Source organism: Reichenbachiella carrageenanivorans (genome assembly GCF_025639805.1).
GTDB classification, from domain to species: domain Bacteria; phylum Bacteroidota; class Bacteroidia; order Cytophagales; family Cyclobacteriaceae; genus Reichenbachiella; species Reichenbachiella carrageenanivorans.
The window spans coordinates 4,094,802-4,117,562 of the sequence record NZ_CP106735.1; the positions used below are offsets into that span (position 1 = coordinate 4,094,802).

Consider the following 22,761-nt stretch of genomic DNA (forward strand, 5'->3'; position numbering starts at 1 on the left):
AAGTTTGTCGCATTAGTTTATGAATTCATAGTTTTTTAGGAAAAAAATTAAGTAAGCGTCAATTATTTAACATTTTAATCCATCAACGACTTACAAAGTAACAAACTTAAAATCGATTGATCACACGCTCGGCAATCTCTTCGCCAATAGCTAATGATGATGTGGCGGCTGGAGATGGTGCATTGCAGACGTTCACAAAATGATCGTCTTCCAATATATGAAAATCGTCCAATAGACCTCCCGAACGATCGCATGCTTGTGCTCTAACTCCTGCTCCTCCAGTTTCCAAATCAGACTCTCGAATATCTGGAATCAGCTTTTGTAGCGCTTTAGTAAAAGCAGCTTTTGAAAATGATCGATACATCTCTCCAAAACCCGTTTTCCAATACTTCATGGCTACTTTCTGAAATCCTGGCCAAGCCAAAGTTTCTAGGAGTTCGGGCAGATTGACATCCGACTTAGTATACCCTTCTCTAGCAAAAGCCAACACCGCATTAGGCCCTGCTTCTATCCCTCCATTCATCATACGAGTGAAATGCACTCCTAGGAATGGGAAATTCGGATCTGGCACGGGATAAATTAGGTTTTTCACCAAATGCTTGCTTGTTTTTTTGAGCTGATAATACTCTCCTCTAAATGGCACAATCTTAAGATCTGGCTTGAGCGGAGTCATCTTAGCTACTTTGTCTGAATAGAGCCCTGCACAGTTTACCACAAGCTTAGCTTTATAGGTATTAGTGTGTGTAATGATTTCGCTAGAAGAGCCTTTAGCTTTTATTTTTTCTACTTTTTGATTGTAATATATCACCACTCCCTCTTCGAGCAACCTGCTCTCAAGTTTCTTACAAACTTCCTTGTAATCGATGATTCCTGTCTGTGGTACATAGATACCTTTCACTCCTGTGACATAGGGCTCGTGCGCTTTGATTTGATCAGGATCGAGCCATTTCAAATTCTTTAATCCATTCTGCTCACCACGTTCATACAAGGTCTCTAGATAAGGAATTTCTTGGTTGTCGGTAGCTACAACGACTTTACCGCAAAGGTCATAATCTACCTCTTCTTTTCTACAAAAGGCGAGCATCAGATCGTAACCCTTGATGCAATTGGTAGCTTTGAGACTACCTGGCTTGTAGTACAGCCCTGAATGAATCACTCCACTATTATTGCCAGTCTGGTGACGGGCAGGACCTGATTCTTTTTCTAATATTGTAATGGTAAGTTTAGGAGCGTGTTGTTTGATTTGCCATGCTGTAGCTAATCCTACTATTCCTCCGCCTATGACAATGATATCCTTCATAATAGCTTGCTAATAAGTGGCGAAAATAGCTAATGAAAGAGTGAAAACTAAATGGACTAGTTTTTTTTGGTGAAATTCAATGAGACAGAATTGATACAATAGCGCTGACCTGTTTCTGTAGGCCCATCGTTAAACACATGTCCGAGGTGCCCTCCGCAGTTGGCACAAGTGATTTCTGTACGCATCATGCCGTGAGATTGATCAAAACTTTCTTTGACAGCCTTCTTATTCAAAGATTGGTCAAAACTAGGCCAACCACACCCTGAATCAAACTTAGCCTTAGAATTAAACAATTCATTTTGACACCCCGCACAGTGGTATATCCCTTCCTCTTTATGATCATTGTACTTGCCTGTGAAGGGTCGTTCAGTCCCCTTTTGTCTCAAGATGTAGTATTCTTCATCCGACAATTTCTCTTTCCATTCTTCTTCTGATCTTTCCATAATTACAAGTTAAGATAAACACCTACTTCATACGAAGGACTAGCAAAAATCAACTTAGCTGAATATACCGCACCATAATTGGCCGATAGGCCTATTTTATCAGTGAGATTGTAAGCGATTTCGTATGTATAACCGACGTACTCTGCATTGTTTGAAAACAAACTAGCTCCGTCTTCAAAATTCGAGTCTCCGTTGCGCAACGAATTGAGCCATCGGAGCTTGTAGACCAAAATCAGCTTTTCTTTTAAAACTGCCCCTAGTTCAAAATTGACACGAATCTCATCTGAATAGCCATTGGTTCTGTTGTTGAATTCGGCTCCTAGACTGGCAAACACATTCACCCCTCCAAAAGTCTTAGCCGTACTTGCAGTCAACCCTACGATTTGGTTGAATTCGCCATCTCCAGTGAGCAGAGGAACTACATTGTCGTCATTGCGATCATAATCACTTTTGCCCAATGGCAAACCAAGCCATATGTGCGCACTAAGTACAATTGGTTTGTCCACGATCAAACCGTACTTTACTCCAATATTCGTATCACCGATAGAATTGACTGCATCACCTTTTATAGTGACCTCCCCTGTGCCTTTAGACACTACTTCATTGTTGAACGAGCGACTAAAAAAGGGAAAATAAATTTGTGCATTCAGCCGATCTGAAATCCCGTATTCTCCGTAAATGCTGGTATTGAAAGTACCCATAGTGACATTAGGATCTACACCTCCCGTGCTGGTATAATGCTGATCGGCTACCACCCACCATTGACTGATTTTGAAATAACCTTTCCCTTTGGCATGCACCCAACCTCCGCCAGCTTCTGCAGCCTGTGTCCCTGATATAAGAACCAAAGCTAGAATGGCCATTTTATGTAATTTCATCATATAAGTTTAGTCTAGGATTTCGCCAACACCTACTTTGACATTGAATGGTTTACAAAAATATAGCAGGTAAGCATAAGTATCTGTGTTTAGATTTTCACCTGTTACTTTATAACTATGTGCACCTGAAAATACGGTAACGGCAGACACTTGCAATGCCTGTGACACGGTATTAGGGTTATTTGAAAGGTAAACATATAGCCCTGGCAAATCAGAGGAAGCGGCATAGTTGCTACCCAACTTAATCTCCACTCCGCCTGCTATGTTTTCGATGGTAAAGTCTCCTCTCAACTGGTAACTACTGGTAGTGGCTATTGTACCCGATTTAGGATCAGAAGGAGCGAGTACGGTTTCGGTGTCAGCAGAGACTAGCAAATTTGCCATTATCTGATCGTTGTCCTTGAGATAAACAGTAATTTGAGTATCTCCCATTGCCACTGCTGTAATGACACCTTGATCATCAATAGTAATTGCGGATGGATTAGAAGTTTCCCACCTGACTTCAGCAGCTTCTATAGCTGCTACGTGATTGAGATACCGATACATGAGGTCATAGGTATCTCCTACTTTCAAACTCATGATAGGGTTTGTGATTTCAAGTTTTTCAGATACAATATCATCTTCGATGTCGGTGCCTATACAACCAAAAACCAGACATCCAACGAGTAGTATCGGTATTTTAAATTTCATAGTATCAAAACAAAACATGAATCAAATAGTTCATTTTAAATGATTGAATCATTCCTGAAAGTGGTGTCGATGAAAAATGTTTGTAGGAGTGACTTTGAATGTAGATTCTCCCTGTATGTTTTTGCATTTCACTTCCAAGTCATCAAAGCCAAACACATATACATTCATCTCTACATTTAAATCTACGCTGTGTGAAAAAGCTTTTTTCAGCAAGCCCCAGTGGCTTTTAAATGCCTCCTTTTCTTTCTTTGTCATCTCTCCTATATCTTCATGAATGGTATTTGTGGAAATGAATGTTTCATCGAGTTCCAACTTCACCTCACCTATTGTGGTATTTGTACGGGCTAGTGCTTGGTCGTAGATGTGCTCAGCTAGTAAAGCATGATTTTTTATTGAAAGTAGGCTTGACTTGATGGAGTCATTCTTGAAATTATCGTATGGAAATTCACGTTCGACCCAGATATCACTGACCTCTAAAACCGAAAACAGAATGGTATCATATACGGCTAAACTGTAGATACTAATCGGCACCAATACCATAGTAAAATTCTGATGCTCGGTAAAATGTTTGACGAAAATATCTACATCTTCACCGATTTGAATATCGCCTTTTTTAAGGTTGATTGCATCGGCGTTGATTTGCCTTTCTTTAGCCAAAAACTGTCTTAAAAATTCCTTAGAGTAAGCTAGATTGTGCACAATACTTTCTACTTGCTCCAAATGGTTTTCTTTAATATAGGCCTCCATGGATTCCCCCACCTCTTCATACTGGTGCTGTGCTATGGCATGAGTAGATAAAAGGACAAAAAGAGTAAATAAGTATTTAAATAATTTGCTGGTCATTGAAAGTTACTATTTTGATGCTTCACAGGCTGTCTTAGCATTTCTATAAACGCGAAGGAAACAGAGTTTGCGAAAATTAACAAATATTAGTAACCAAAGCCAAAGCATCAGACGAATGTAATGCTTTGGAAGCTATATATTTCTTATACAAGACTAAAGCTTGATACCCAGCATACATTTAGAATTATCTCCGCTGAGTTTTTCATTGATATGATTAGCCTGTTCTGCGAGAGGCAGTTTGGAGTAGCCTTTGAGCATTTGCAAAAAGTTTTTGCCTTCTACTGTAGGATCATCTGAAGGGATAATCTGATTGATCATTTCTTTAGAGATCAGATAGAGTGTAGATATGTTTTCAAAAGTTTTTTGTTCTACGCTCCCATCAAAATCATTGAGATCGATACTTTCCGTAGAGCCTTTTACTGACTTTAGTTCCCCGTCGCCTAGCGCACAATAAATGTCTTGATTAGCTCCAGCATATGACACCTTTTTGGCTTTCTGATCAACCGTCACTACTGCAATATCAAATGAGCCTATATCTCCATGAGCACCAAATCTTGTTTTGATTTTCGCAGCAAGTTTCTTAATAATTTCAGCACTTTTCAGCACGCCGTCTTTGTATATCAACTCGGTCAAACTCATATTGATGTATGAATTTAAAGCCATGGCATTCATTTTACACTTAGCACCATTATAAAACGCTGTGATCGCTTTGTCGTTTGAATGACCAAACCAATAACCATGCTGATTAGATTGGTTTTTATCATAGACGACAAAACCATCGCTATAAATATTTACAAGATCATTTTCATTTGGCAGAAAAGAGAACACCAAATCCGCCACGTCTATACCGTCTTTTCCTGTTTTAGCTTTGTCTTGTTTGCTTTTCTTTTCGAGTGCCTTATCAAACTCAACTTTGAGCTGATCTCTGTCCCATGGTTTAACCAAATATTTGTCAAGTCCAAATTCATTCACAGCTCTTATAATGGCTCCTATATCGCTAAACCCAGTCATGATCATACGCACAATACTCGGGTGCTTAGGTACGATCTTCGCCAACAAATCCACGCCTGACATGCGAGGCATTTGCTGATCTGTAATGATTAGATCTACTTTTTTTTCATTGAGAATTTCTAAGGCGTCAAAACCATTCAAAGAGGTGTATACATTGTAATCTCTTTTGAAAGCATGCTGAAAAATCCTAAGATTGACTGGCTCATCGTCCACATACAGAATGCTATATTTTTTGACGGATTCTTTTCTTTGCGGACGTTGTAATACTAATTCCATACTAACCTAATTTCAAGTTTTCCTCTGCTAAAATTTTATCATCCACTTCAAGCTTCTTGGGCAAGTTGATAATAAAAGTGGTTCCCACACCCATTTTACTTTCTACTCGTATTTTACCATGATGCTTTTCTATGATACCATGTGAAATGGACAGCCCTAATCCAGTTCCTTTTCCTATTTCTTTTGTCGTAAAGAAAGGATCAAAAATTTTGGCTTTTACCTCCTCTGGCATACCAGTACCATTGTCGGATATTCTAATCTCAATTGTATCATCACTCAAGTTGATGGTTTGAATTTTAATCTCGCCATTTTCGTCTAATGCGTCTATGGCATTGTTTATTAAATTGACAAAGACTTGATTTAACTGACCTGGAAAACATTGAATTTGAGGCAATGTATCATCCATTTCTTTTACTATCTCTGCTTTGTTTTTGTATTTATTCTTCAAAATCAACAAAGCCGAATCAAAGCTTTCGTTGATATCAGTTTCTTTGACTTCGGCTTCATCATGTCTTGAAAAGCTCCTCAGACCGTTTACGATTTCTGTAATTCTAAGAATTCCATAACGCACATCTTCGAGCAATTCTTGACTAGAGTCCTGAAGTTCTTTGAGCAAATCTTCGTCTTCTTCCATGACGGCAGCATACTTCTTGATTTCCTCCAAAGTATCCAAGGACAATACCTTTTGATAGTTTTCTAGGAAGCTATCCATTTCTCCAAAGTTCTTGGTAAGCGACTGAACGCCACTAGAAACAAAATTAATAGGGTTGTTAATTTCGTGAGCAATTCCTGCAGTCAACAGACCAAGTGACGACATTTTTTCTGCTTGTACCAAATGCACTTGTGTATTCTTTAGATCTAGGTTGGTTTTTTCTAATTGCTCTTTGATCGCTTGCTCCTTTTTGAGCAGTATCTTTAAATTAACGTGTGCTTTTTTCAACTTATTGTTCATGGCCAACATAGCTTCAGAGCTTTTCTTAAGCTGGATATTTCTATTCAGAATGGTCTTTTGCTGCTCAGCTAAGTTTTGGTTTTGCTCACGGATCGTCTTGCTGTTGTTGTATGTCCGGAAGAAGGCTACGGTCAGAATAGCCAAAATCAGCACGGTAGCTCCTATGGCTATAAAATATAGCATACGAGCCTGACGGTCACTTTCTATTTTTTGAGACTGTAGTTCTGTTTGCTGTCTTAAAATTTTACGTTCCTTCTCTAGAAGTTGTAATTCTTTTGCTCGCTCCTCTTCACTTAGCTTTTGAAGTTCTGATGCGATCTGTAGCCTTTCCAATTCAGCTTCTCTGGTGCTGGCTTCATTGGTTTTTTCTGTGATCAATAATTCTTGTTTGGCACGCTCTGCTACAAGTTTCTCTTTTTGTAACTCCTGAGCCTGCAACCTAGCTTGTTGCTCTATAATTTCAATATCCTTTAGTTTTTGCTGTGCCTTCAAGCGCTCTCTTTCCTGAGCTAATTTTCTGTTTTCGGAAGTAGAAATTCTCGCTCTTGCTTCTTGCTCATAGCTTTCTGCTAGGTTTTCTTTAGCTCTAGATAGTTTCGAAGTAATCCGATCTGGATCACCTAGCTGCAGTTTTACGGCCTCATATAGTGTCCTATATTTGGCCTCTTGATCTGTATTCCCTTTTTCTTGATTTACGTCCGCCAGCATCCGATACGTATCTAGCAGGGTGATTCTAATGTTTTTTTCAATACCAATATCCTCGGCTTTTTCGAGGTTATTGGAGGCGGCTCTCAAATCAGCTCGATCAATCGCCAGCTGTGCCATCTGATTATAATTACGACCAATTCCTTCGTAATTGCGCTTTTTTTCATTGGATTCTAGTGCTTTTTCAAAATACTCTAAAGCCCTACTGAAATTCTCGTTGCCTGCATATGCTTTGGCAAGAGTTTCAAGCGAAATGGTATTCTGCCCGTCTATACTCACCGAGATATTGGCAAATTTTAGTGCGTTCTTATCATCACCTGTTTTGATAAATTGTAATGCTAAATTCCGTGTGGTGTTGGCTAGGTTTACATTATCTCCTTTATCCTTAATCCTATCATAGTAGGACAATCCATACTTGGTAGCCTGCTCTGCATGGTTGATTTTGATATTGTCTAAAAAAAGCTGCTTTTGAGCTGTACTGATGTAAGAGTACAAACTTTCATTAATGGCTAGCTTCAACAAGGATTCAAAAGTAGAGATGGATTTGGTAAGCTGATTGGAATTGCTATAGTTGAGACCTAAAGCTTGGATAGCATTTGCTTTTTCTCTCCTCCTCCCTAAGTTTTCAAAATTATCAATGGCACGTTGATAGTAATCGCTTGCCTTGTCGTAAGCCCCCATATCAGAATAAGTATCGGCTAGAGCCAAATTGCCTCGTCCCAAATTCACTTGATCATCTTGGCGTTCTGCTGTGAGGATAATAGATAAAAAAGACGAAACCGCATTTTTATAATCTTTCTTGGTCAGGTAAATCTCCCCAATCACTTCTTTGAATTGAATGATCAGTTCTTGATTGCCTAAGCTTTCTGCCTGATCTAAACCCAACAGTGCATGGCCAATGGCTCCTTCTAGATTCCCCCTTCTTTGATTGTATTTGGTTTTTTCGAGTAGTGAAGCAGCTTCTGTATAGCTGGCTTGCTGCGCATACACAGTCGTGCAGACTGACATGACTAGCATTATTAGTAGAACCGCCGTATTTCTCATAACTATAAACTGCTTCATGATTCTTTTACGAATCAACTTGTAGGATTTTTCAGCACTCAGTTGAATATCAATTTTCTAATATTCTTCCAACCTCCTTTGACTTTACAAGTATGATCTTTTTAATGAAATTTCAAAAAGATTACAGACAATATATAGTCAAATTTCGACCAATTAAAGGAAAACATCTATGAAAAAACTAAGTGACAGCTATTTGTTAAATCTTTAATTATTTACTTCAAAAAAGTAACTTGTATTTTTCCAACATTTAATATTACTCTTAACCAGACATGTCTTATCCCCATTACACTATCATCTGATTTTCATTCCTCAAAAGCCGTATTGAAAGGTTTTTGATTTGTTGCTTATTCGAGTTATGTTTATTGTCTCTAACTAACTATAAACTATGAAACATATCTTAATTCTAACGCTTGTACTCTCTAGTTACAGTTTTTCACTTCAAGCCCAAAATGAGTCTGAAGACATCACCAAAATCATCGATGAACTGACTATAAAGTGGGATAAAGAAGCCGTCAATTTAGAAAAATACGAAGGACTCAAAGAATACTGTCAAAACAGGACATATCGTGTAGAGATGGTCAAACTATTAAACAAAATCCACCATTACGACACTGTGCTGTATCAAACAGTAAAAGCGAAATTCGACTCAGATAGTAATCCTGAGGCGAAAGCTACTCTCAATGACATAGAGCACGTAGAAGAAAAATACACAACCAAAAATTTCTTAGATTTCTTACACATGGAATGCAACAAGTTCAATGACGTGGAGAAAAACTACGGTAAAAAAGGTGGTAATAAATACCTGAAAGAAGTCTCCTCGCTAGAAGACGAAGCAGGCAAATACATAAAAGTAATTACGCAAAGAATAGACCTGATAGATGAGCACATGCATCACCTGACTGGTATCTAAATACTCCAAACAGAGACTAACCAGTCCTAAAAAGCGTTACAGTTTTTAGGGTAAAAAAATAGCATTGGGTTTATACCTGATGCTATTTTTGTTTTACAATCCCTATGAGCACCCTCAATCTAATATGCTTCTTGAACCAAAGAGTAATTTTAAAGTGCAATTAACAAATCAATTCTTTTGGTCTTCTTTCTCTACATTATGTTTTTTGTAACATTATTTTAGGACAAGAAAATTCTTAAACAAGAAAAAGAGGATCAACCCAATGGATCGATCCTCTTTTCTATATTTTCTTTAACCTAAAAAACTACTACTCTTTGATAAACTTCAATTGTAGTGTTTGGGTTTCTAGTTGCATACGCACAAAATAAATCCCGCTACGTAGCGATCGCAAATCAACTTTAATCTCTCGATCCATCTGATTAATTAAAGAAATCATCTCCTGACCTTGAAGGTTCACGATACTGAGTTGTCCAGCTGTCCAAACACTAGGCAAACCAATCGTCAGTTCGTCTCTGGCAGGCACTGGATAGATGCGCACCTCAGCCAATTCATCCCCCAAGCCTAGTATAGATACCTCTACATCCAGTGTAGATGAGGTCGTGCTACAGCCCAAGTCTGACTGCACGGTCACTTTATAAGTTCCGCTTTCGGTAGGCTCGTAGGTGGCTCCTGTAGCTCCGCTGATCTCGGTATCGCCTTCGTACCAGGTATAGCTATAACCTGCCACTTCAGTCACCTTCAGTTCATCCCCCTCTTGGGTCAGATCGGCACTTGGAAGGGGGTTGAAAACCACACTGGTTTCGAACTTACTAGCAGTCGCGATATCCTGACCATCTACACCTTCTACAAATACGGTGGTAGCAGTAGTCGCTTCAAAAGTGCTTCCTCCTGCTTGTAGCAACTGATCGGAGGCATCGTACCAATTGTAATCGAAAGCTCCACTTGCTACTACTGACGAACTGCCCCCCTCACAGCCCGAAGTCTGAGTCAAAGTCACGGCAACATCATAACTCAGCGTTTGCACATCGAGATAGAGAGTATCTCTGGCAAAGCTACCTCCTACATCTGTAGATTTATAAACGACCTTAGACAAACCAACATGGGCTTCATCTGGAGTTCCCGACACTGTACCGTCTACTTCTGTCATCCAATCTGGCAATACTTCTACCGAATAGCTCAGCACGTCCGCCTGATCTATATCCATGAAGTTGCTCGCAGGGAAATCATAGCTAAATGCACTACCAGCATAGATGATACGTCTACCTGCTTTTTGAACTCTGATCGGTGCATCATTTATATTCACAATATCAAAATCGAAAGTAGTACTTATCGCACCTCCTAAATCTGATACTTTAACAGTGATCTGACCAGAACCTACATCCGAGTTGGTCGGCTTGCCGGTAAGTACAGTGCCCGACACCGTGATCCAATCTGGCTTCTGCTCCACTACGTAAGTGAGCGCATCCCCTTCTTTGTCGCTAAACAAAGTGGCAAGATCTACACTATAATCTTCTTCTTGATCCAAATCCGAAAGCGACCCCACTAACTCTGGCAAGTCATTGACTGCTGTAATGTTAAGGTTGAAAGAGAGATCAGATGTATTTGTACCATCAGACACACTGGCTGTCAAGGATACGGCCCCATTCCTATCCGCCTCTGGCGCAATACTCACCAAATAGTAAGTGCCTTTGTCTTCCCATTGGATGTTGGCATCAGCTACCAAAGACTGATTGGCAGAGGTGACAGCAAAACCAGAAAGTGTCTCCTGCTCTGCATCACTCACTTCGATCACCAAATGGCTTAGCACTCCGTCTTCTTTCACTTGCTGTGAAGCAATTGGAGAAATGACTGGCGCATCATTCACCGAGGCGATGTCTACATTTATCGTCTGGAGTACGCCTGGGCCAGTAGTGGTGCCTACCAAAACAAAATCTTCATTGCCGTACACATTGGGTTTACTATGGAGTGTCATGGTATGATTTACATTGTCAAATGTGATATCAAACAGGGTGTTGCCCAATGCAGACCCGCCAATGTCATCACGATCGATATAAGAAGTACCATCAGCGACCTTGAAAGCTGAAGTAATGTCTACGGTATATGTACCAAAATCCTCATCTAACACTATGTCAGCCATGCCTTGATCCACTTCAATATCCGATGCCGCTGGTCTTACATTAAAAAACACACTCTGAGCTATTTGATTTCCAGCTGGATCTTCAATGTAAAATTTGATCGAACTAAAACCCCACTGATCTGCAATAGGCATAACAGTAGCTACTCCATTAGTAAATGAAACGGTTATTTTATCCGACACATCAGTAGAGTAGGTCAGCAAAGAATAATCCGTCTCTGCATCAAAAACATAATCACCCATATTGATCTTATACGCGACCCCATTCTCCACCAACGTCTGACTAGGCATAGTTTTGATAAATACTGGCTCATCATTCACTGCATCAAAAGTGACATTGAAGATCACTGGATTGGACAGAGCGTTTGAAGCTCCAGAGCCATCATCAGCGATGACAGAAACCTCAGCAGTACCATAGGCATTTGGTTTAGGGATTACCTTCAAGGTATTGCCGACAAACTGAAGCGAAGCTAAAGCAGGATCGCTGATCGTACCTTGATAACTAAATATCTGAAAATCACTATCTACATCTGTAGCAGATAAGGCAATATCAATCGACTCATCTTCATCGACTGATTGATCACCAATGGCAGCCAACACTGGCTGATCATTGACGGGCGACACAGTGACCTGTAGCTGCTTCAGTATCAAGTATTTCTCTGAAGTTTCGAGTTCCTCTACCCACACTTTCACCACTGCATTTCCATTGAAATCATCCAAGGCGGTCAAACGGAGTTTGCCTCCTTCGATACTTGCGCCCAAACCTGGATTCAACGACTCTGCTGATAATTTTATTTCGTTATCAGGATCTGAATAGCTAAGTGTTACGTCCTTGGATGTACCTTCATTCAATTGCTGCGCTGGAATGCCTGCCAACTTTGGCACATCGTTTACTTCCTGAATTTGCATAGTAATGCCCCCTGATTCATAGCTATTTCTGACAGGATTGAATACCCTAAAAGCGAAATCATCTGTACCTCCCACATCACTCGTCGAGGTGTACTTGGCTTCCCATATTTTAATATTACCAGAAGACTCTACAAGTTTCACCTCTGACAATACACCTTTACTAGAATTTTTCGTCCATTCCACAGTAGGCATAGTACCAAAGCCTGCAAAATCTACAGCCACCAGCTTCACTATGACCGACTTATTTTCAGGCACGGTCATCTCACTGCCAATCACAAAATAGTCTCCATCTGCACTGGCCAAAACACGACCACCTGCAGCATTGTCTATGATGTATGAATTGAACGACGAGTAGCCATTAGGTGAAGTCACCAATACAGTCACCAGTACCTGATCTTCTGTAAACAAATACTCATTTGCTGTCTGATCTACACTAAATGCATACGAAGCCGACAAGCCATCAATCGTCCATTGAGATGCTTCGATAGATCCTTGTTGTATGTTTACAAATTGAGGTGCCAAGGGATTGGACAGGTTGTAATAATTGACATCTACGCCATAGCTCGCATTGAACACCGTATCTGCGATAGACACTGTAAAGGTATTGCTCGCTTTCGCTAAACTCGTGACTCCATGCGGGGTATCTTCCAATAGAAACTTGAAAGCGACCGTTGCCACATTGGAAGTCTCTGAAGTATTCACTTCAGAGACTTGAAAAGTCAAGGTATCTTCATACACCACATCTGGCAGCAAGCCAGGTATAGGAGTCAAGATCAGCTCATGGGTAGTCACTCCATCTGCTAGCGACAAGGTGCCATATTCGGGCTCTCTTATTACTTCGAAGGTGACTGGGGCACCTTCTGGATCATACCCATCTAGTGTCAGCACCTCTCCTATCTCATGGTAAAACTGAACACTTGGAGATATGGCAATAGGCGCCTCATTGGGCGTGGGCATTTGCAATCCTCCAAATAAGTAGCCAATGGTACCCGTATAGTTGCCTCCTGCTATGCTCGCTCCTTTCACATACTGACCTGCTACTCCAAAAGTGGTGTAGCCGCCATTGGCTCCCCAGCTGGCTCCGAGTGCAGTACCTGATCTGAGTTGCAGGGTGTCTCCAGGCTCAGCCTGTACCACCGCCGCCATCAACAGGCTCAAACTCAATAGATAATATTTTATTGCTTTCATGTTTTTCGTGTTTTAGTTCAACAATCAAACAATCGCTTATCTTGAGACTGTGGCTCCGTTGGCCTCTAGGGCTTGCTTGGCTAGTAGTTTTTCGATCAACTCCATTTTTACCGCTAGCTGTCCCACTTGGGTTAGCTCGGCTTTCAGTTCTGTATTTTCGGTTTTGAGGTGGTCCACCTCGCTGCTTAGTTCTTTCACTGCTTCGATGAGCACGGCTGTCAAAGCGGCATAGTTTACTGACTTATACCCTTCGTCATCGGTTTTCACCAACTGAGGGAATACGACTTCGAGCTCCTGTGCCAATACGCCTACTTGCTCTTCTTTGCTCGTAATGCCTTTTTGCTTTTCCGCCAATTTGTTCCAGCGATAAGTGTAACCGTTCAATTGCTGGGTTTTAGCTAAGGCATTGTCTATCGACTTTACGTTTTTCTTGAAGCGTTGATCAGAGGTAATATTAAGTCCGTTCGGAGACTCAAAAGTCTCTGCCCATACATTTCTTTGAAAAGAAGCATCTCCATTAGATCCATTCAGGACTATCTGTGCAGTAGATCCATTGTACATTTCCAGAATAGCTCCGTTGGCTTGGTCGTGATTCATCACGATACCATTATCATAAGCATTTTGGCCAAAGTTGAGGCCATTAGGGTTGACCGAAAAAGAAGACCCATTCGTGCTATTCAAAGCAACCTCTCCAAATTCTGACCCGTCATTATCATCATGCACTGCATTGATCCATACCAAATCTGGCAACGCTGTACCTCCTTGTCCGTCGTCGGTCTCTACAGATCCTTGCATTTTGAAATAAGGTAATTGTGTACCATTGGTAGCCTCCCAAAACTTAGCACCCATTTCAATATTGGTTTTCCAGTCTTGTGCGAAAAGGCTTAAAGTACCATACTCCTCAGTAGCGTTCATATATACTTTACCACGATTACCTGTTTCTAATGTAAATGAAGCCGAATTTCCATTTGCAATCTGATACGCAGCTCCTGTCTTTTCCCAGTCTGGGTCATCTGCTAGTGGAATTCCCAATTGTTGCCAATAGCTATTAGTCGCATTATTCTTCATCCAAAAGACAGGGTACCTATTGCCATTGGTTTTTACATTTTCATTATACATGAAAAAGTGACTTGCAGTCTCATTAGACATCAACTCGAATGTTTTTTCACCCAAACCATCATAAAGGTCTAATCCTCCATTGTCTTTCGAGCTCAATATTCCTCGCACATCACCATTAGTATTTTTCACCAAAACAGAATCGTATTCACCTTGGGGGCCACTGCTTCCTGTACTTACCAGTTGACCATTGACCATCAATTGGCCGTTCACATTGACATCTCCTTCAAAATAGCCAGCCCAATTTTCAGTGCCATTACCAGCGACACCATATACCCCTACATTTTTACCAGAGCCATACGCTCGACCAGCCACACCTGTATTTTCTACTTCGGTACCAGTACCTGCATTTGAAATGCCATGCACCCCAAAGTTCCATTTACCGCTTGTGCCGTAGTTAGATCCTTCTACTCCTGTATTGTTCCAGTTGTTGCCACTGGCTGTACCCTCTACCCCAAAATTGACAGAACCTTCACCATAGTTATAACCTTCATCACCATTGCCAGAGCCTTGCGCATTACCTTTTAGACCGTAGTTATATTTTCCAGCACCTTGTGCCACACCATATACCCCTCTATGGCTACCTGTACCTGAGCCAGAAGCCGAACCGTACATACCATTTTGTGATTCCGTATTGCCTGCTGATGATGAGGCAAATCCTTCTACCCCCGTATTGTAAGTCGTAGATTGCGCCACGCCTTCTATCGCAGCGGTTTGTCCTGCGCCTGTACCTTCAGCGATCACGGTTAGTGCATTATGCTCGGGAGCATCTTCATTGAAAGTCCTCGTGATACTTGCTGGCATGTGATTGGCCACAATGCCTTCACTGATATAAGGTGCATACAATGGCACAGTAGCCACATCTGTACCTCCTATACTCACCGTCAGTTCTGGCGTAGTACCTACAACAAATAAATCGGCAGGGAAAGCTGTAGTTTCACCAAGCACTACCGAGTATAACCCTTGAACCACCGACACCCCTGTGTGTGTTTCGCTCCAGGCTGGATCATCAATAGTAAAAGTGATATTCACCTCATCAGTAAGTGCTGTACCCTGATCATATAGGGTACCCTGAAATGGGATCAACTGGCTGCTTTGTGCCAGCGCATTCGATATAGATAACACGGCAATACACAACCATGCCGTGCAAGAGTTGTAAATGAACTTCATAATTCTGGTTTTCTTTTCAAGTTTGTATGACTTATGTCAAGGTTCAAAAAGAATTAGAATCACTAAAAAAGTAAATACTCAATAATAGGTATATCTCCTACACCACCTTTGAATAGTTCAATTTAAAATCAATTCAGTCAAACAAAAGGCAGTTGTCACTAAAATAATTCTAATTGTTCAGGAAGCAATCGGAAGCTTTTTCGATGATGAGGCGTGATGCCAAAGTCACGAATGGCTTGCCTGTGTGCTTGGGTGGGATAGCCCGCATTGGACTGCCAGCCATACTGCGGAAACGCCTGATGCAACTCCGTCATCAGTTCGTCTCGATAGGTCTTTGCCAGAACAGACGCTGCCGCTATCGAGTAATACTTTCCATCTCCTTTAATGATTGTTTCATGTGGCAGGTCTTGGTATGCCTTGAAGCGATTTCCATCAATCAAAAGCAATTCTGGTCTGGTCTTTAGCTGATCTACTGCTCGGTGCATCGCCAGAAAGGAAGCATTCAGTATATTGATTTCGTCGATTTCGGTGTGGGACACCACGCCCACCGCCCAAGCGATCGCTTCTGCTTTGATCTCATCTTTGATCACATTTCGCTGTTTGAGGCTGAGTTTTTTGGAGTCGTTGAGCACGGTGTGCGTGTAATCTGGCGGCAGGATTACGGCAGCAGCCACTACAGGCCCTGCCAAGCAGCCTCGCCCAGCTTCGTCGCAACCCGCTTCTACCGTACCTTCTCTAAAAAATGACAACAAAGACATGCGTCAAAAATAGGAATCTTACGGATTAAAATTCATGTTTTCAATGTATTCTGTACCTTCGCATTTCGTTTAATTGAAATGGCAAAAATAGGAACAGACATATTGCATGCTGCAGCACTCCTTCGTGCCGGAAAATTGGTAGGTGTACCTACTGATACGGTATACGGATTGGCTGGCCACGCGCAAAAAACGGAAACTCTCCAGGAGATTTTCCTTGTCAAGAAGCGTCCACAAGACAAACCCCTCATTGCCCAAGTGGATCACCTCGAAAAGGCCACTGGCTTTGTGAAAAACATCCCAAACCATGCACGCATTTTGGCTGAGAAGTATTGGCCAGGTGCATTGACTTTGATTTTTGAGGCCACACCCGAAGTGTCGCCCATCATGCTGTCTAATGGTAAAACCATGGGACTGCGTGTGCCAGATCACGAGATGACCCTAGCACTGCTGCGCCAGCTGGACTTTCCTCTGGCCGTAACTAGCGCCAACCTGAACGGACAACCTAGCCCTACTACGGCAGAAGAGGTAAACGAGCAGTTGGGTGATCAGATCGAATACATCCTCGATGGCGGTACTAGCTTACATGGTCTGGAGTCCACCATCGTGGGATTCGAAAACAAAATGCCCGTGATATTTCGCCAAGGCGCGATATCCGAAAAAGAAATATTGGCCACGCTCAATTTGCAGCTGAGTCATTAGTAAATGAAATATTGAACACTAATAATAAAACGCATGACCCAAACGGAGCTTACCCTATGGACAGCCCCATGATTGCTACAAAATTTATTAGATAATAAACACGAATGACAATGAACACACTAGATCAATTCAATTTCGAAGGCAAAAAAGCCTTGGTCCGAGTGGATTTCAACGTGCCTTTGAATGCCGAATTTGAAATCACTGACGACACTAGAATTAAGGCGGCTACGCCTACTATCAAAAAAATATTATCCGATGGCGGATCAGCTATTTTGATGAGCCACTTGGGTCGTCCGAAAGATGGGCCAGACGAAAAATTCTCTTTGAAATACTTGGTAGCTACCCTGAGCGAAAGATTGGGTACGCAAGTAAAGTTTGCCAAAGACTGCATTGGGCAAGACGCAGTAGACTTGGCAGCTGGCCTACAGCCAGGCGAAGTATTGCTACTCAACAACCTAAGATTCTACAAAGAAGAAACCAAAGGCGACGAGGCATTTGCTGAAAAGCTATCTAAACTAGGCGATGTGTATGTAAACGATGCCTTCGGTACGGCGCACCGTGCGCACGCCTCTACTACTATCGTGGCTAAGTTTTTTACCGACAAGGTATGTGGCTATGTGATGCAAGCGGAGCTAGACAATGCTGAAAAAGTATTGAACAATCCTGACCGACCATTCACAGCGATCATGGGTGGCGCAAAAGTGTCTGACAAAATCATGATCATCGAGAAGTTGCTCGACAAAGTGGACAACTTGATCATCGGCGGCGGTATGTCTTATACTTTCTCTAAAGCCAATGGCGGCAAAATCGGCAACTCACTTTGTGAAGACGACAAAATGCCACTGACCAAAGAATTGGTAGAAAAGGCCAAAGCTAAAGGTGTGAACCTTTACCTCCCTGTGGACAACACGATTGCGGACGATTTCAACAACGACGCCAATACGCAAGTAGTAGGACGTGGTGAGATTCCTGATGGCTGGGAAGGCCTAGACATCGGACCAGAGACTATGGCGCTTTTCAAAGATGTGGTCTCTAAATCTAAAACAGTACTTTGGAATGGCCCAATGGGCGTTTTTGAATTCCCAACATTTGCCAAAGGCACTGAAGCTATCGCTGATGCAGTAGTGACTGCTACTGAAAACAACGGTTTCTCATTGATTGGTGGTGGAGATTCTGCCTCTGCGATCAACAACCTCGGCTATGGCGACAAAGTATCTTATGTATCTACTGGCGGTGGCGCTTTGCTAGAGTACATGGAAGGCAAAGTATTGCCTGGTGTAGCTGCTTTGGAAGCATAAGCTACATTTCATAAAATTTCATTCGAAAAGCCTTTTTGATTCATTTCAAAAAGGCTTTTTTGTGTCTGAATATCTCATATACTCCTAAAAATGGGTCACTCCATATCTGGGGGTGAATTTGAATTCACATTCATTATAACCCATTCTGATCGCCACCATTAAAGCCATGGAGGCTCATCCTTTTTCTAAAACAAAAAGCATAGTTTTTAAATTGGACATCAATTATCAATGTAGTAATCCCCCATCTTCACAGACTGACCCCTAAAAATCCGACGGCAATTCAAAACTCATTTCCTGCTTCGATATGGGATGTACGAAAGTGAGCGCAGCGGCTTGAAGGTACAAGCGCGTAGCGGGCTTGCCATACAGATCGTCGCCCACCATTGGCGTATTGAGTCCGTCTTGATGTGCCGCATGTACTCGCAGCTGATGCGTGCGCCCAGTCATGGGCCAGAGATGCACAAGCGTGCGCCCCGCCGATCGCTCGACCACCTGCCATCGAGTAACGGCCGATTTGCCATGCGTATTGCACACCAGTTGCCTGGGGCGATCTTCGATATCTGGCCTCAGGGGCAATTCGATCACTCCCTCCTCCTCAGCGATCTCGCCTTCGAGCAAGGCCACGTATCTTTTTTTGATCGAGCGATCCAAAAACTGCTCTTGCAGCGCCTTGTGTACGTCTTTGGTCTTAGCCACCAGTAGCAGACCCGACGTAGCCCGATCCAACCGATGCACCAGCAGTGGCCCTGTGGCCTCTGGGTATATACGCGCCATACGAGCCCATACTGAGTCGGCATTGGACTTGCCTGGCACCGACAAAAACTCATGAGGCTTGTTCACCACCAGTAGAAAATCATCTTCATAAACTACTGGCAATTTCTTTTCTTCGGTATTTACCGAAAGCATCGGGCTTTCATCTACCTCCATACCAGCGAGCATGTGCGACAAAATAGGCTCACATTTGCCCTTGCACGACGGGTAGAAGTAGCCATGCTTGCGAATCTCAGAGCTGGGCGATTGCCCCCACCAAAACTCCGCCATCGCCAGCGGCTGAAGCCCATGCCGAAAGGCATACTGCAGCAACTTGGGTGCTGCACAGTCTCCCGCACCCGAAGGAGGTGTTTTAAATACCGTCTGCTCAAAAATATGGCAGACACTGCGGGTTTCTCCTGCGATATTCAAAAACTGATATTGATCAAAAATCTCTTGCTGGAGGTCGTTGGACAGCTGTCGCCTTTTCTCCTTGAGCGCCTTTAGCTTCTGCTCCCATTCTTGGAAGGTCTCAGTATAAACTGCCAGCTTTTGCTTCCACGACCGATTCAGGTCTTTGCTCTGATAGTGCAGGGCCATACTTTCTCTTTTAAGCTGTGCTTCTAGTGCTGCATACTCCTCGGCAGTGGCTGTTTTTTCGGCAGCTGCTCGCTGGGCTTTTCGGTTCTTCTTGGCTTGTTTTTCGGTAGCCTTGCAGGCAGCGATCTCGGCTTCCGACAATGATTGGGCTTTCGCCAAATCCTGCTGAGCCTGTACATAAGCGGCAGACTGCTCACAAGCCTGAATCTCAGCCGTAACGGCTTCGATACGTTTCTCTCCTTGACGGAAAAAGCTATCCACGGCCAAGTAATCTACCACAGGCGGTACAAACCCTGGCCAGTGATGCTGCTCAGCGAGCTTTCCTGAAAAAGCCGACAAAAACCCTATCCTACCATCCGCTCTACGCACCAATAGCACACCAAACATCTTTCCGATATTGACACCCTCTACAAAATGGTCTATCCCAAAATCATGTCGCCAATCGGTCTGCGTGTTGAGTCTGGCTTGCAGCTGCTCCGCTGCCAGTAGACACAGCGGGTGTGGCTCATAAAAAAACGGATACGTAAATCGCTCCGGCAGCGCCATGCCCTCAATAGGCGACTCAAAGTCGGTAAAACAAGAATTGGCTATAGTAGATGGCTCGCTCATGAACGGCAAAGGTAGCGCTAATCGCCACCACCTCCCAGCCCGACTAGCGAGATATTACCCAAGCGATAGTAGATCCACTAACCTATTGTTTGCCAGTGATTATTTAGTTATTCTTGTCGATAGGACTGATTTGAAATCGGTTCTATTAATACATCATTTGGATGTGCCGCAGGAGGTAGGGTATGTTCGAAGGTTAGCTATAATTTTCTTCTTTATTTTCACACTAATGACTTTTTTAAAATTTACACTACTAATGCTAGTAGGAATAACTTCAATTTGTAGAGGACAAGAATCCTCGAAATATTTGAAATTGAAGAATTCGCCCGACTACCGTACTGGTTATGTGTTTATTCTTGATTCCACAAAAATTGAGGGACTAATTAAACATGATTTTTTGAATGAGGCCGCTAATTATTCTGTTGTAAAATTCATCCATAAGGACGGATCAAAAGAAAAATACTACCCTAACAATTCTATTTCTTTTGGTTATTCATATCACAAATTTATATCTGACGGCTCATCCTTCTTGGAGCTTATCCAAGCTGGTAAGAATATTTCACTATACAAGAATGTCACAAAATCCTCATGGAGTGCGCCTGGTGCGCCTGGGATGAGCTCAACGACCTATTCATCTACTTTTGAGCATTATTATGTTAAAAGAGACAGTGAAGATTCATTTAAGGAAGTTCAAAACAAAAAATTCAAAGAAGTTTTTTCCGAGTACTTTTATGATTGTGAGGCATTGAGCGTTGAAATTTCAAAAGAAGAACTAGGCCTAAAGGACATAAAAACAATTGTTAGAAAATACAATGCCTGCAAATTAAATCGCTAATATCATCCCTCTCTCTAACCCTAGGCTAAACACAAAAATCCTGTAATCTAAAATAAACAAGGGTCTCTGCCCCGAATGATTCGTTAGCTTTTGAGTGATAGTGACAACCAAGCAGATGCTCTCATTGGTTTTGAACCGTAGCAGATCCTACGTGTCTGCTACGGTTCAAGTGTTCTTCAAAAACACTTGAAACTACAAAAAAATAATATACAATCTCTAGAATACTTAGTTCCAGACTTTTGCCATCCTATCCTTTTTTCTAACTCAGAGTTTAAAAAAACTTTAAGGTAAATCGGTAGATCAATAATATGATTTCAAAGTCAATCTAACAAAGGGTAGTCTCTGGATTACTAAATTATTTCACACCTGGATCTATCCCATCTTTGATCCAGCTAATACCAATTGCCTCCCAGTTACCGTTGCTAGAAGCGTCGATATACCTCTCCCATTCGTCGATACCTGTGGTTTTTGCGATTCTTTTGAACTGCATCGTAGAGATCGCACTGCTCAAGACTACGACAGACCTCTCCATTCCTTTTCGCTTGTAGTTCATCTGTCCTTCTTCCATGATACGTTGACTTTCTGCCGGGAGAGGTTTCATTTCTCTCAAGTCAGCAAACAAACCGAAATTTTCAGGAGATTTTTCTAGCAATTCAAGAGATTCTTCATACCATTCTTGCATTTCTTCTTGTTTAATAAACCCGCTAAACGTGAGGTAGTAACCGTAGCTCTTCTGCTCAATTTTATACATAATTAATAGTCTTTATTGTTCTTTCAATAACTGTTGAAATTTCTGGCAAGATACTTTTTTTTCATAAAAATATAATCTTACAACATGCTTAGATACAAACAAGGACATCCACTTTTGAGTGCAGCAGACACTACAACTAGGGAGGGTAAATGATGATTCATTTGTGAAAATGAAGTAACCTTACAGCACTGTTAGAACAAAAAACGTGATGAAAATATTTAAAATGCTCCTCCTGCTTCAACTCACATTAAGCTATGGGGCTTGTTATTCCCAAAAGACTAAAATGAGCAAGGAAGTAGAAGAAATCATCATGCTTGGAAAAGATTCTATTGTGCAATTAGCATTAGCGCTCATTGATAAAAAAATAGACCCTCAAAATTTTTCATCCATAAAAATAATGTCCAATGAAGAGCAAGTTTATGTCTCATTCATGAATCCCATAAAATACCTCCCTATCAAATCCGCATTTTATTTCGACTTAGGTGTAGCTATTTTAGAGCAAACCATCACATACAGTCCTGTTTTCAATGGTGTTGACGAGACCCAAGCACAGATTCCATTCTATATTCCAACCAAGGAAGCAGAGAAAAACATTCAGTTTGTGATAGAAGCCATAAATAAGAGTAATGAAATTGATGCCTTCGATCCGTCTAGTTTTGACGATGATATGATCATTCGCGAACACGAAAACTATTATGCTATACATGTGATTTCAGAGACCACAGAATCATCATATAAAATTGAAAAAACATCTGGAAATATATATGACATGGCGCATGCTCATCTTGCCCCTCCTCCTTTTGACTAACCATATATCATTCCTGAAGAAGCATAGTTTTGTAATTCTACTTGTAGAAACAAAAGCACTTATCTCAAA

Annotated in this window: 17 protein-coding genes; 5 read left to right on the forward strand and 12 right to left on the reverse strand. The window is 41.7% G+C overall.

Annotated features, from left to right (window positions below):
• Positions 1 to 106: 106 nt before the first annotated feature.
• The 7 genes from lhgO to N7E81_RS16615 form a co-directional block, all read right to left on the reverse strand.
• Positions 107 to 1,300 (reverse strand): L-2-hydroxyglutarate oxidase, encoded by a 1,194-nt coding sequence (gene lhgO / locus N7E81_RS16585; protein WP_263050716.1) that lies wholly within the window; start codon positions 1,298 to 1,300, stop codon positions 107 to 109.
• A gap of 56 nt (positions 1,301 to 1,356) precedes the next feature.
• A complete protein-coding gene (msrB, locus tag N7E81_RS16590) occupies positions 1,357 to 1,743 on the reverse strand; it encodes a peptide-methionine (R)-S-oxide reductase MsrB (RefSeq protein WP_263050717.1) in 387 nt (128 codons plus the stop codon).
• A 2-nt stretch (positions 1,744 to 1,745) separates the two neighbouring features.
• On the reverse strand, positions 1,746 to 2,624 hold the full coding sequence (locus N7E81_RS16595) for a hypothetical protein (RefSeq protein WP_263050718.1): 879 nt from the start codon (positions 2,622 to 2,624) through the stop codon (positions 1,746 to 1,748).
• A 6-nt stretch (positions 2,625 to 2,630) separates the two neighbouring features.
• A complete protein-coding gene (locus tag N7E81_RS16600; RefSeq protein WP_263050719.1) occupies positions 2,631 to 3,311 on the reverse strand; it encodes an Ig-like domain-containing protein in 681 nt (226 codons plus the stop codon).
• A 48-nt stretch (positions 3,312 to 3,359) separates the two neighbouring features.
• Positions 3,360 to 4,154 carry a hypothetical protein gene (locus N7E81_RS16605; RefSeq protein ID WP_263050720.1) on the reverse strand — a complete coding sequence of 265 codons (795 nt, stop codon included), beginning with the start codon at positions 4,152 to 4,154 and terminating at the stop codon, positions 3,360 to 3,362.
• Positions 4,155 to 4,307: 153 nt separating this feature from the next.
• A complete protein-coding gene (locus tag N7E81_RS16610) occupies positions 4,308 to 5,441 on the reverse strand; it encodes a response regulator (RefSeq protein WP_263050721.1) in 1,134 nt (377 codons plus the stop codon).
• Position 5,442: 1 nt separating this feature from the next.
• A complete protein-coding gene (locus N7E81_RS16615; protein WP_263050722.1) occupies positions 5,443 to 8,106 on the reverse strand; it encodes an ATP-binding protein in 2,664 nt (887 codons plus the stop codon).
• A 439-nt stretch (positions 8,107 to 8,545) separates the two neighbouring features.
• On the opposite strand from N7E81_RS16615, the gene N7E81_RS16620 reads away from it, so the two are divergent.
• Positions 8,546 to 9,070: a hypothetical protein gene (locus tag N7E81_RS16620; protein ID WP_263050723.1), complete on the forward strand. Its 525-nt coding sequence runs from the start codon at positions 8,546 to 8,548 to the stop codon at positions 9,068 to 9,070.
• A gap of 307 nt (positions 9,071 to 9,377) precedes the next feature.
• On the opposite strand, the gene N7E81_RS16625 is transcribed toward N7E81_RS16620, so the two are convergent.
• From N7E81_RS16625 to N7E81_RS16635, 3 genes are all read right to left on the reverse strand, one after another.
• Positions 9,378 to 13,301 (reverse strand): tandem-95 repeat protein, encoded by a 3,924-nt coding sequence (locus N7E81_RS16625; protein ID WP_263050724.1) that lies wholly within the window; start codon positions 13,299 to 13,301, stop codon positions 9,378 to 9,380.
• Between the two features lie 36 nt (positions 13,302 to 13,337).
• Entirely contained in the window at positions 13,338 to 15,587 is a 2,250-nt protein-coding gene (locus N7E81_RS16630; protein WP_263050725.1) for a tail fiber domain-containing protein, read from the reverse strand.
• Between the two features lie 158 nt (positions 15,588 to 15,745).
• Complete coding sequence (locus tag N7E81_RS16635; protein WP_263050726.1) at positions 15,746 to 16,345, reverse strand: ribonuclease HII; 600 nt, start codon at positions 16,343 to 16,345, stop codon at positions 15,746 to 15,748.
• Between the two features lie 78 nt (positions 16,346 to 16,423).
• Between N7E81_RS16635 and N7E81_RS16640 the strand changes: the two genes are divergently transcribed.
• Entirely contained in the window at positions 16,424 to 17,044 is a 621-nt protein-coding gene (locus N7E81_RS16640; protein ID WP_263050727.1) for an L-threonylcarbamoyladenylate synthase, read from the forward strand.
• 110 nt (positions 17,045 to 17,154) lie between these two features.
• A complete protein-coding gene (locus N7E81_RS16645) occupies positions 17,155 to 18,342 on the forward strand; it encodes a phosphoglycerate kinase (RefSeq protein ID WP_263050728.1) in 1,188 nt (395 codons plus the stop codon).
• Between the two features lie 261 nt (positions 18,343 to 18,603).
• On the opposite strand, the gene N7E81_RS16650 is transcribed toward N7E81_RS16645, so the two are convergent.
• On the reverse strand, positions 18,604 to 20,301 hold the full coding sequence (locus N7E81_RS16650) for an RluA family pseudouridine synthase (RefSeq protein ID WP_263050729.1): 1,698 nt from the start codon (positions 20,299 to 20,301) through the stop codon (positions 18,604 to 18,606).
• Between the two features lie 253 nt (positions 20,302 to 20,554).
• Between N7E81_RS16650 and N7E81_RS16655 the strand changes: the two genes are divergently transcribed.
• Positions 20,555 to 21,133, forward strand: a complete 579-nt coding sequence (locus tag N7E81_RS16655; protein ID WP_263050730.1) for a hypothetical protein — start codon at positions 20,555 to 20,557, stop codon at positions 21,131 to 21,133.
• A 355-nt stretch (positions 21,134 to 21,488) separates the two neighbouring features.
• On the opposite strand, the gene N7E81_RS16660 is transcribed toward N7E81_RS16655, so the two are convergent.
• A complete protein-coding gene (locus N7E81_RS16660; protein ID WP_263050731.1) occupies positions 21,489 to 21,884 on the reverse strand; it encodes a hypothetical protein in 396 nt (131 codons plus the stop codon).
• Between the two features lie 208 nt (positions 21,885 to 22,092).
• Here N7E81_RS16660 and N7E81_RS16665 point away from each other — a divergent pair, with 208 nt between their 5' ends.
• Positions 22,093 to 22,692 carry a hypothetical protein gene (locus N7E81_RS16665; RefSeq protein ID WP_263050732.1) on the forward strand — a complete coding sequence of 200 codons (600 nt, stop codon included), beginning with the start codon at positions 22,093 to 22,095 and terminating at the stop codon, positions 22,690 to 22,692.
• The last annotated feature ends 69 nt before the right edge of the window (positions 22,693 to 22,761 follow it).

What these genes read in the sequence shown, in the direction of transcription:
- lhgO (WP_263050716.1), bottom strand. Translation starts at nt 1,300, where the DNA reads ATGAAGGATATCATTGTCATAGGCGGAGGAATAGTAGGATTAGCTACA.
- msrB (WP_263050717.1), bottom strand. Translation starts at nt 1,743, where the DNA reads ATGGAAAGATCAGAAGAAGAATGGAAAGAGAAATTGTCGGATGAAGAA.
- N7E81_RS16595 (WP_263050718.1), bottom strand. Translation starts at nt 2,624, where the DNA reads ATGATGAAATTACATAAAATGGCCATTCTAGCTTTGGTTCTTATATCA.
- N7E81_RS16600 (WP_263050719.1), bottom strand. Translation starts at nt 3,311, where the DNA reads ATGAAATTTAAAATACCGATACTACTCGTTGGATGTCTGGTTTTTGGT.
- N7E81_RS16605 (WP_263050720.1), bottom strand. Translation starts at nt 4,154, where the DNA reads ATGACCAGCAAATTATTTAAATACTTATTTACTCTTTTTGTCCTTTTA.
- N7E81_RS16610 (WP_263050721.1), bottom strand. Translation starts at nt 5,441, where the DNA reads ATGGAATTAGTATTACAACGTCCGCAAAGAAAAGAATCCGTCAAAAAA.
- N7E81_RS16615 (WP_263050722.1), bottom strand. Translation starts at nt 8,106, where the DNA reads ATGTCAGTCTGCACGACTGTGTATGCGCAGCAAGCCAGCTATACAGAA.
- N7E81_RS16620 (WP_263050723.1), top strand. Translation starts at nt 8,546, where the DNA reads ATGAAACATATCTTAATTCTAACGCTTGTACTCTCTAGTTACAGTTTT.
- N7E81_RS16625 (WP_263050724.1), bottom strand. Translation starts at nt 13,301, where the DNA reads ATGAAAGCAATAAAATATTATCTATTGAGTTTGAGCCTGTTGATGGCG.
- N7E81_RS16630 (WP_263050725.1), bottom strand. Translation starts at nt 15,587, where the DNA reads ATGAAGTTCATTTACAACTCTTGCACGGCATGGTTGTGTATTGCCGTG.
- N7E81_RS16635 (WP_263050726.1), bottom strand. Translation starts at nt 16,345, where the DNA reads ATGTCTTTGTTGTCATTTTTTAGAGAAGGTACGGTAGAAGCGGGTTGC.
- N7E81_RS16640 (WP_263050727.1), top strand. Translation starts at nt 16,424, where the DNA reads ATGGCAAAAATAGGAACAGACATATTGCATGCTGCAGCACTCCTTCGT.
- N7E81_RS16645 (WP_263050728.1), top strand. Translation starts at nt 17,155, where the DNA reads ATGAACACACTAGATCAATTCAATTTCGAAGGCAAAAAAGCCTTGGTC.
- N7E81_RS16650 (WP_263050729.1), bottom strand. Translation starts at nt 20,301, where the DNA reads ATGAGCGAGCCATCTACTATAGCCAATTCTTGTTTTACCGACTTTGAG.
- N7E81_RS16655 (WP_263050730.1), top strand. Translation starts at nt 20,555, where the DNA reads ATGCTAGTAGGAATAACTTCAATTTGTAGAGGACAAGAATCCTCGAAA.
- N7E81_RS16660 (WP_263050731.1), bottom strand. Translation starts at nt 21,884, where the DNA reads ATGTATAAAATTGAGCAGAAGAGCTACGGTTACTACCTCACGTTTAGC.
- N7E81_RS16665 (WP_263050732.1), top strand. Translation starts at nt 22,093, where the DNA reads ATGAAAATATTTAAAATGCTCCTCCTGCTTCAACTCACATTAAGCTAT.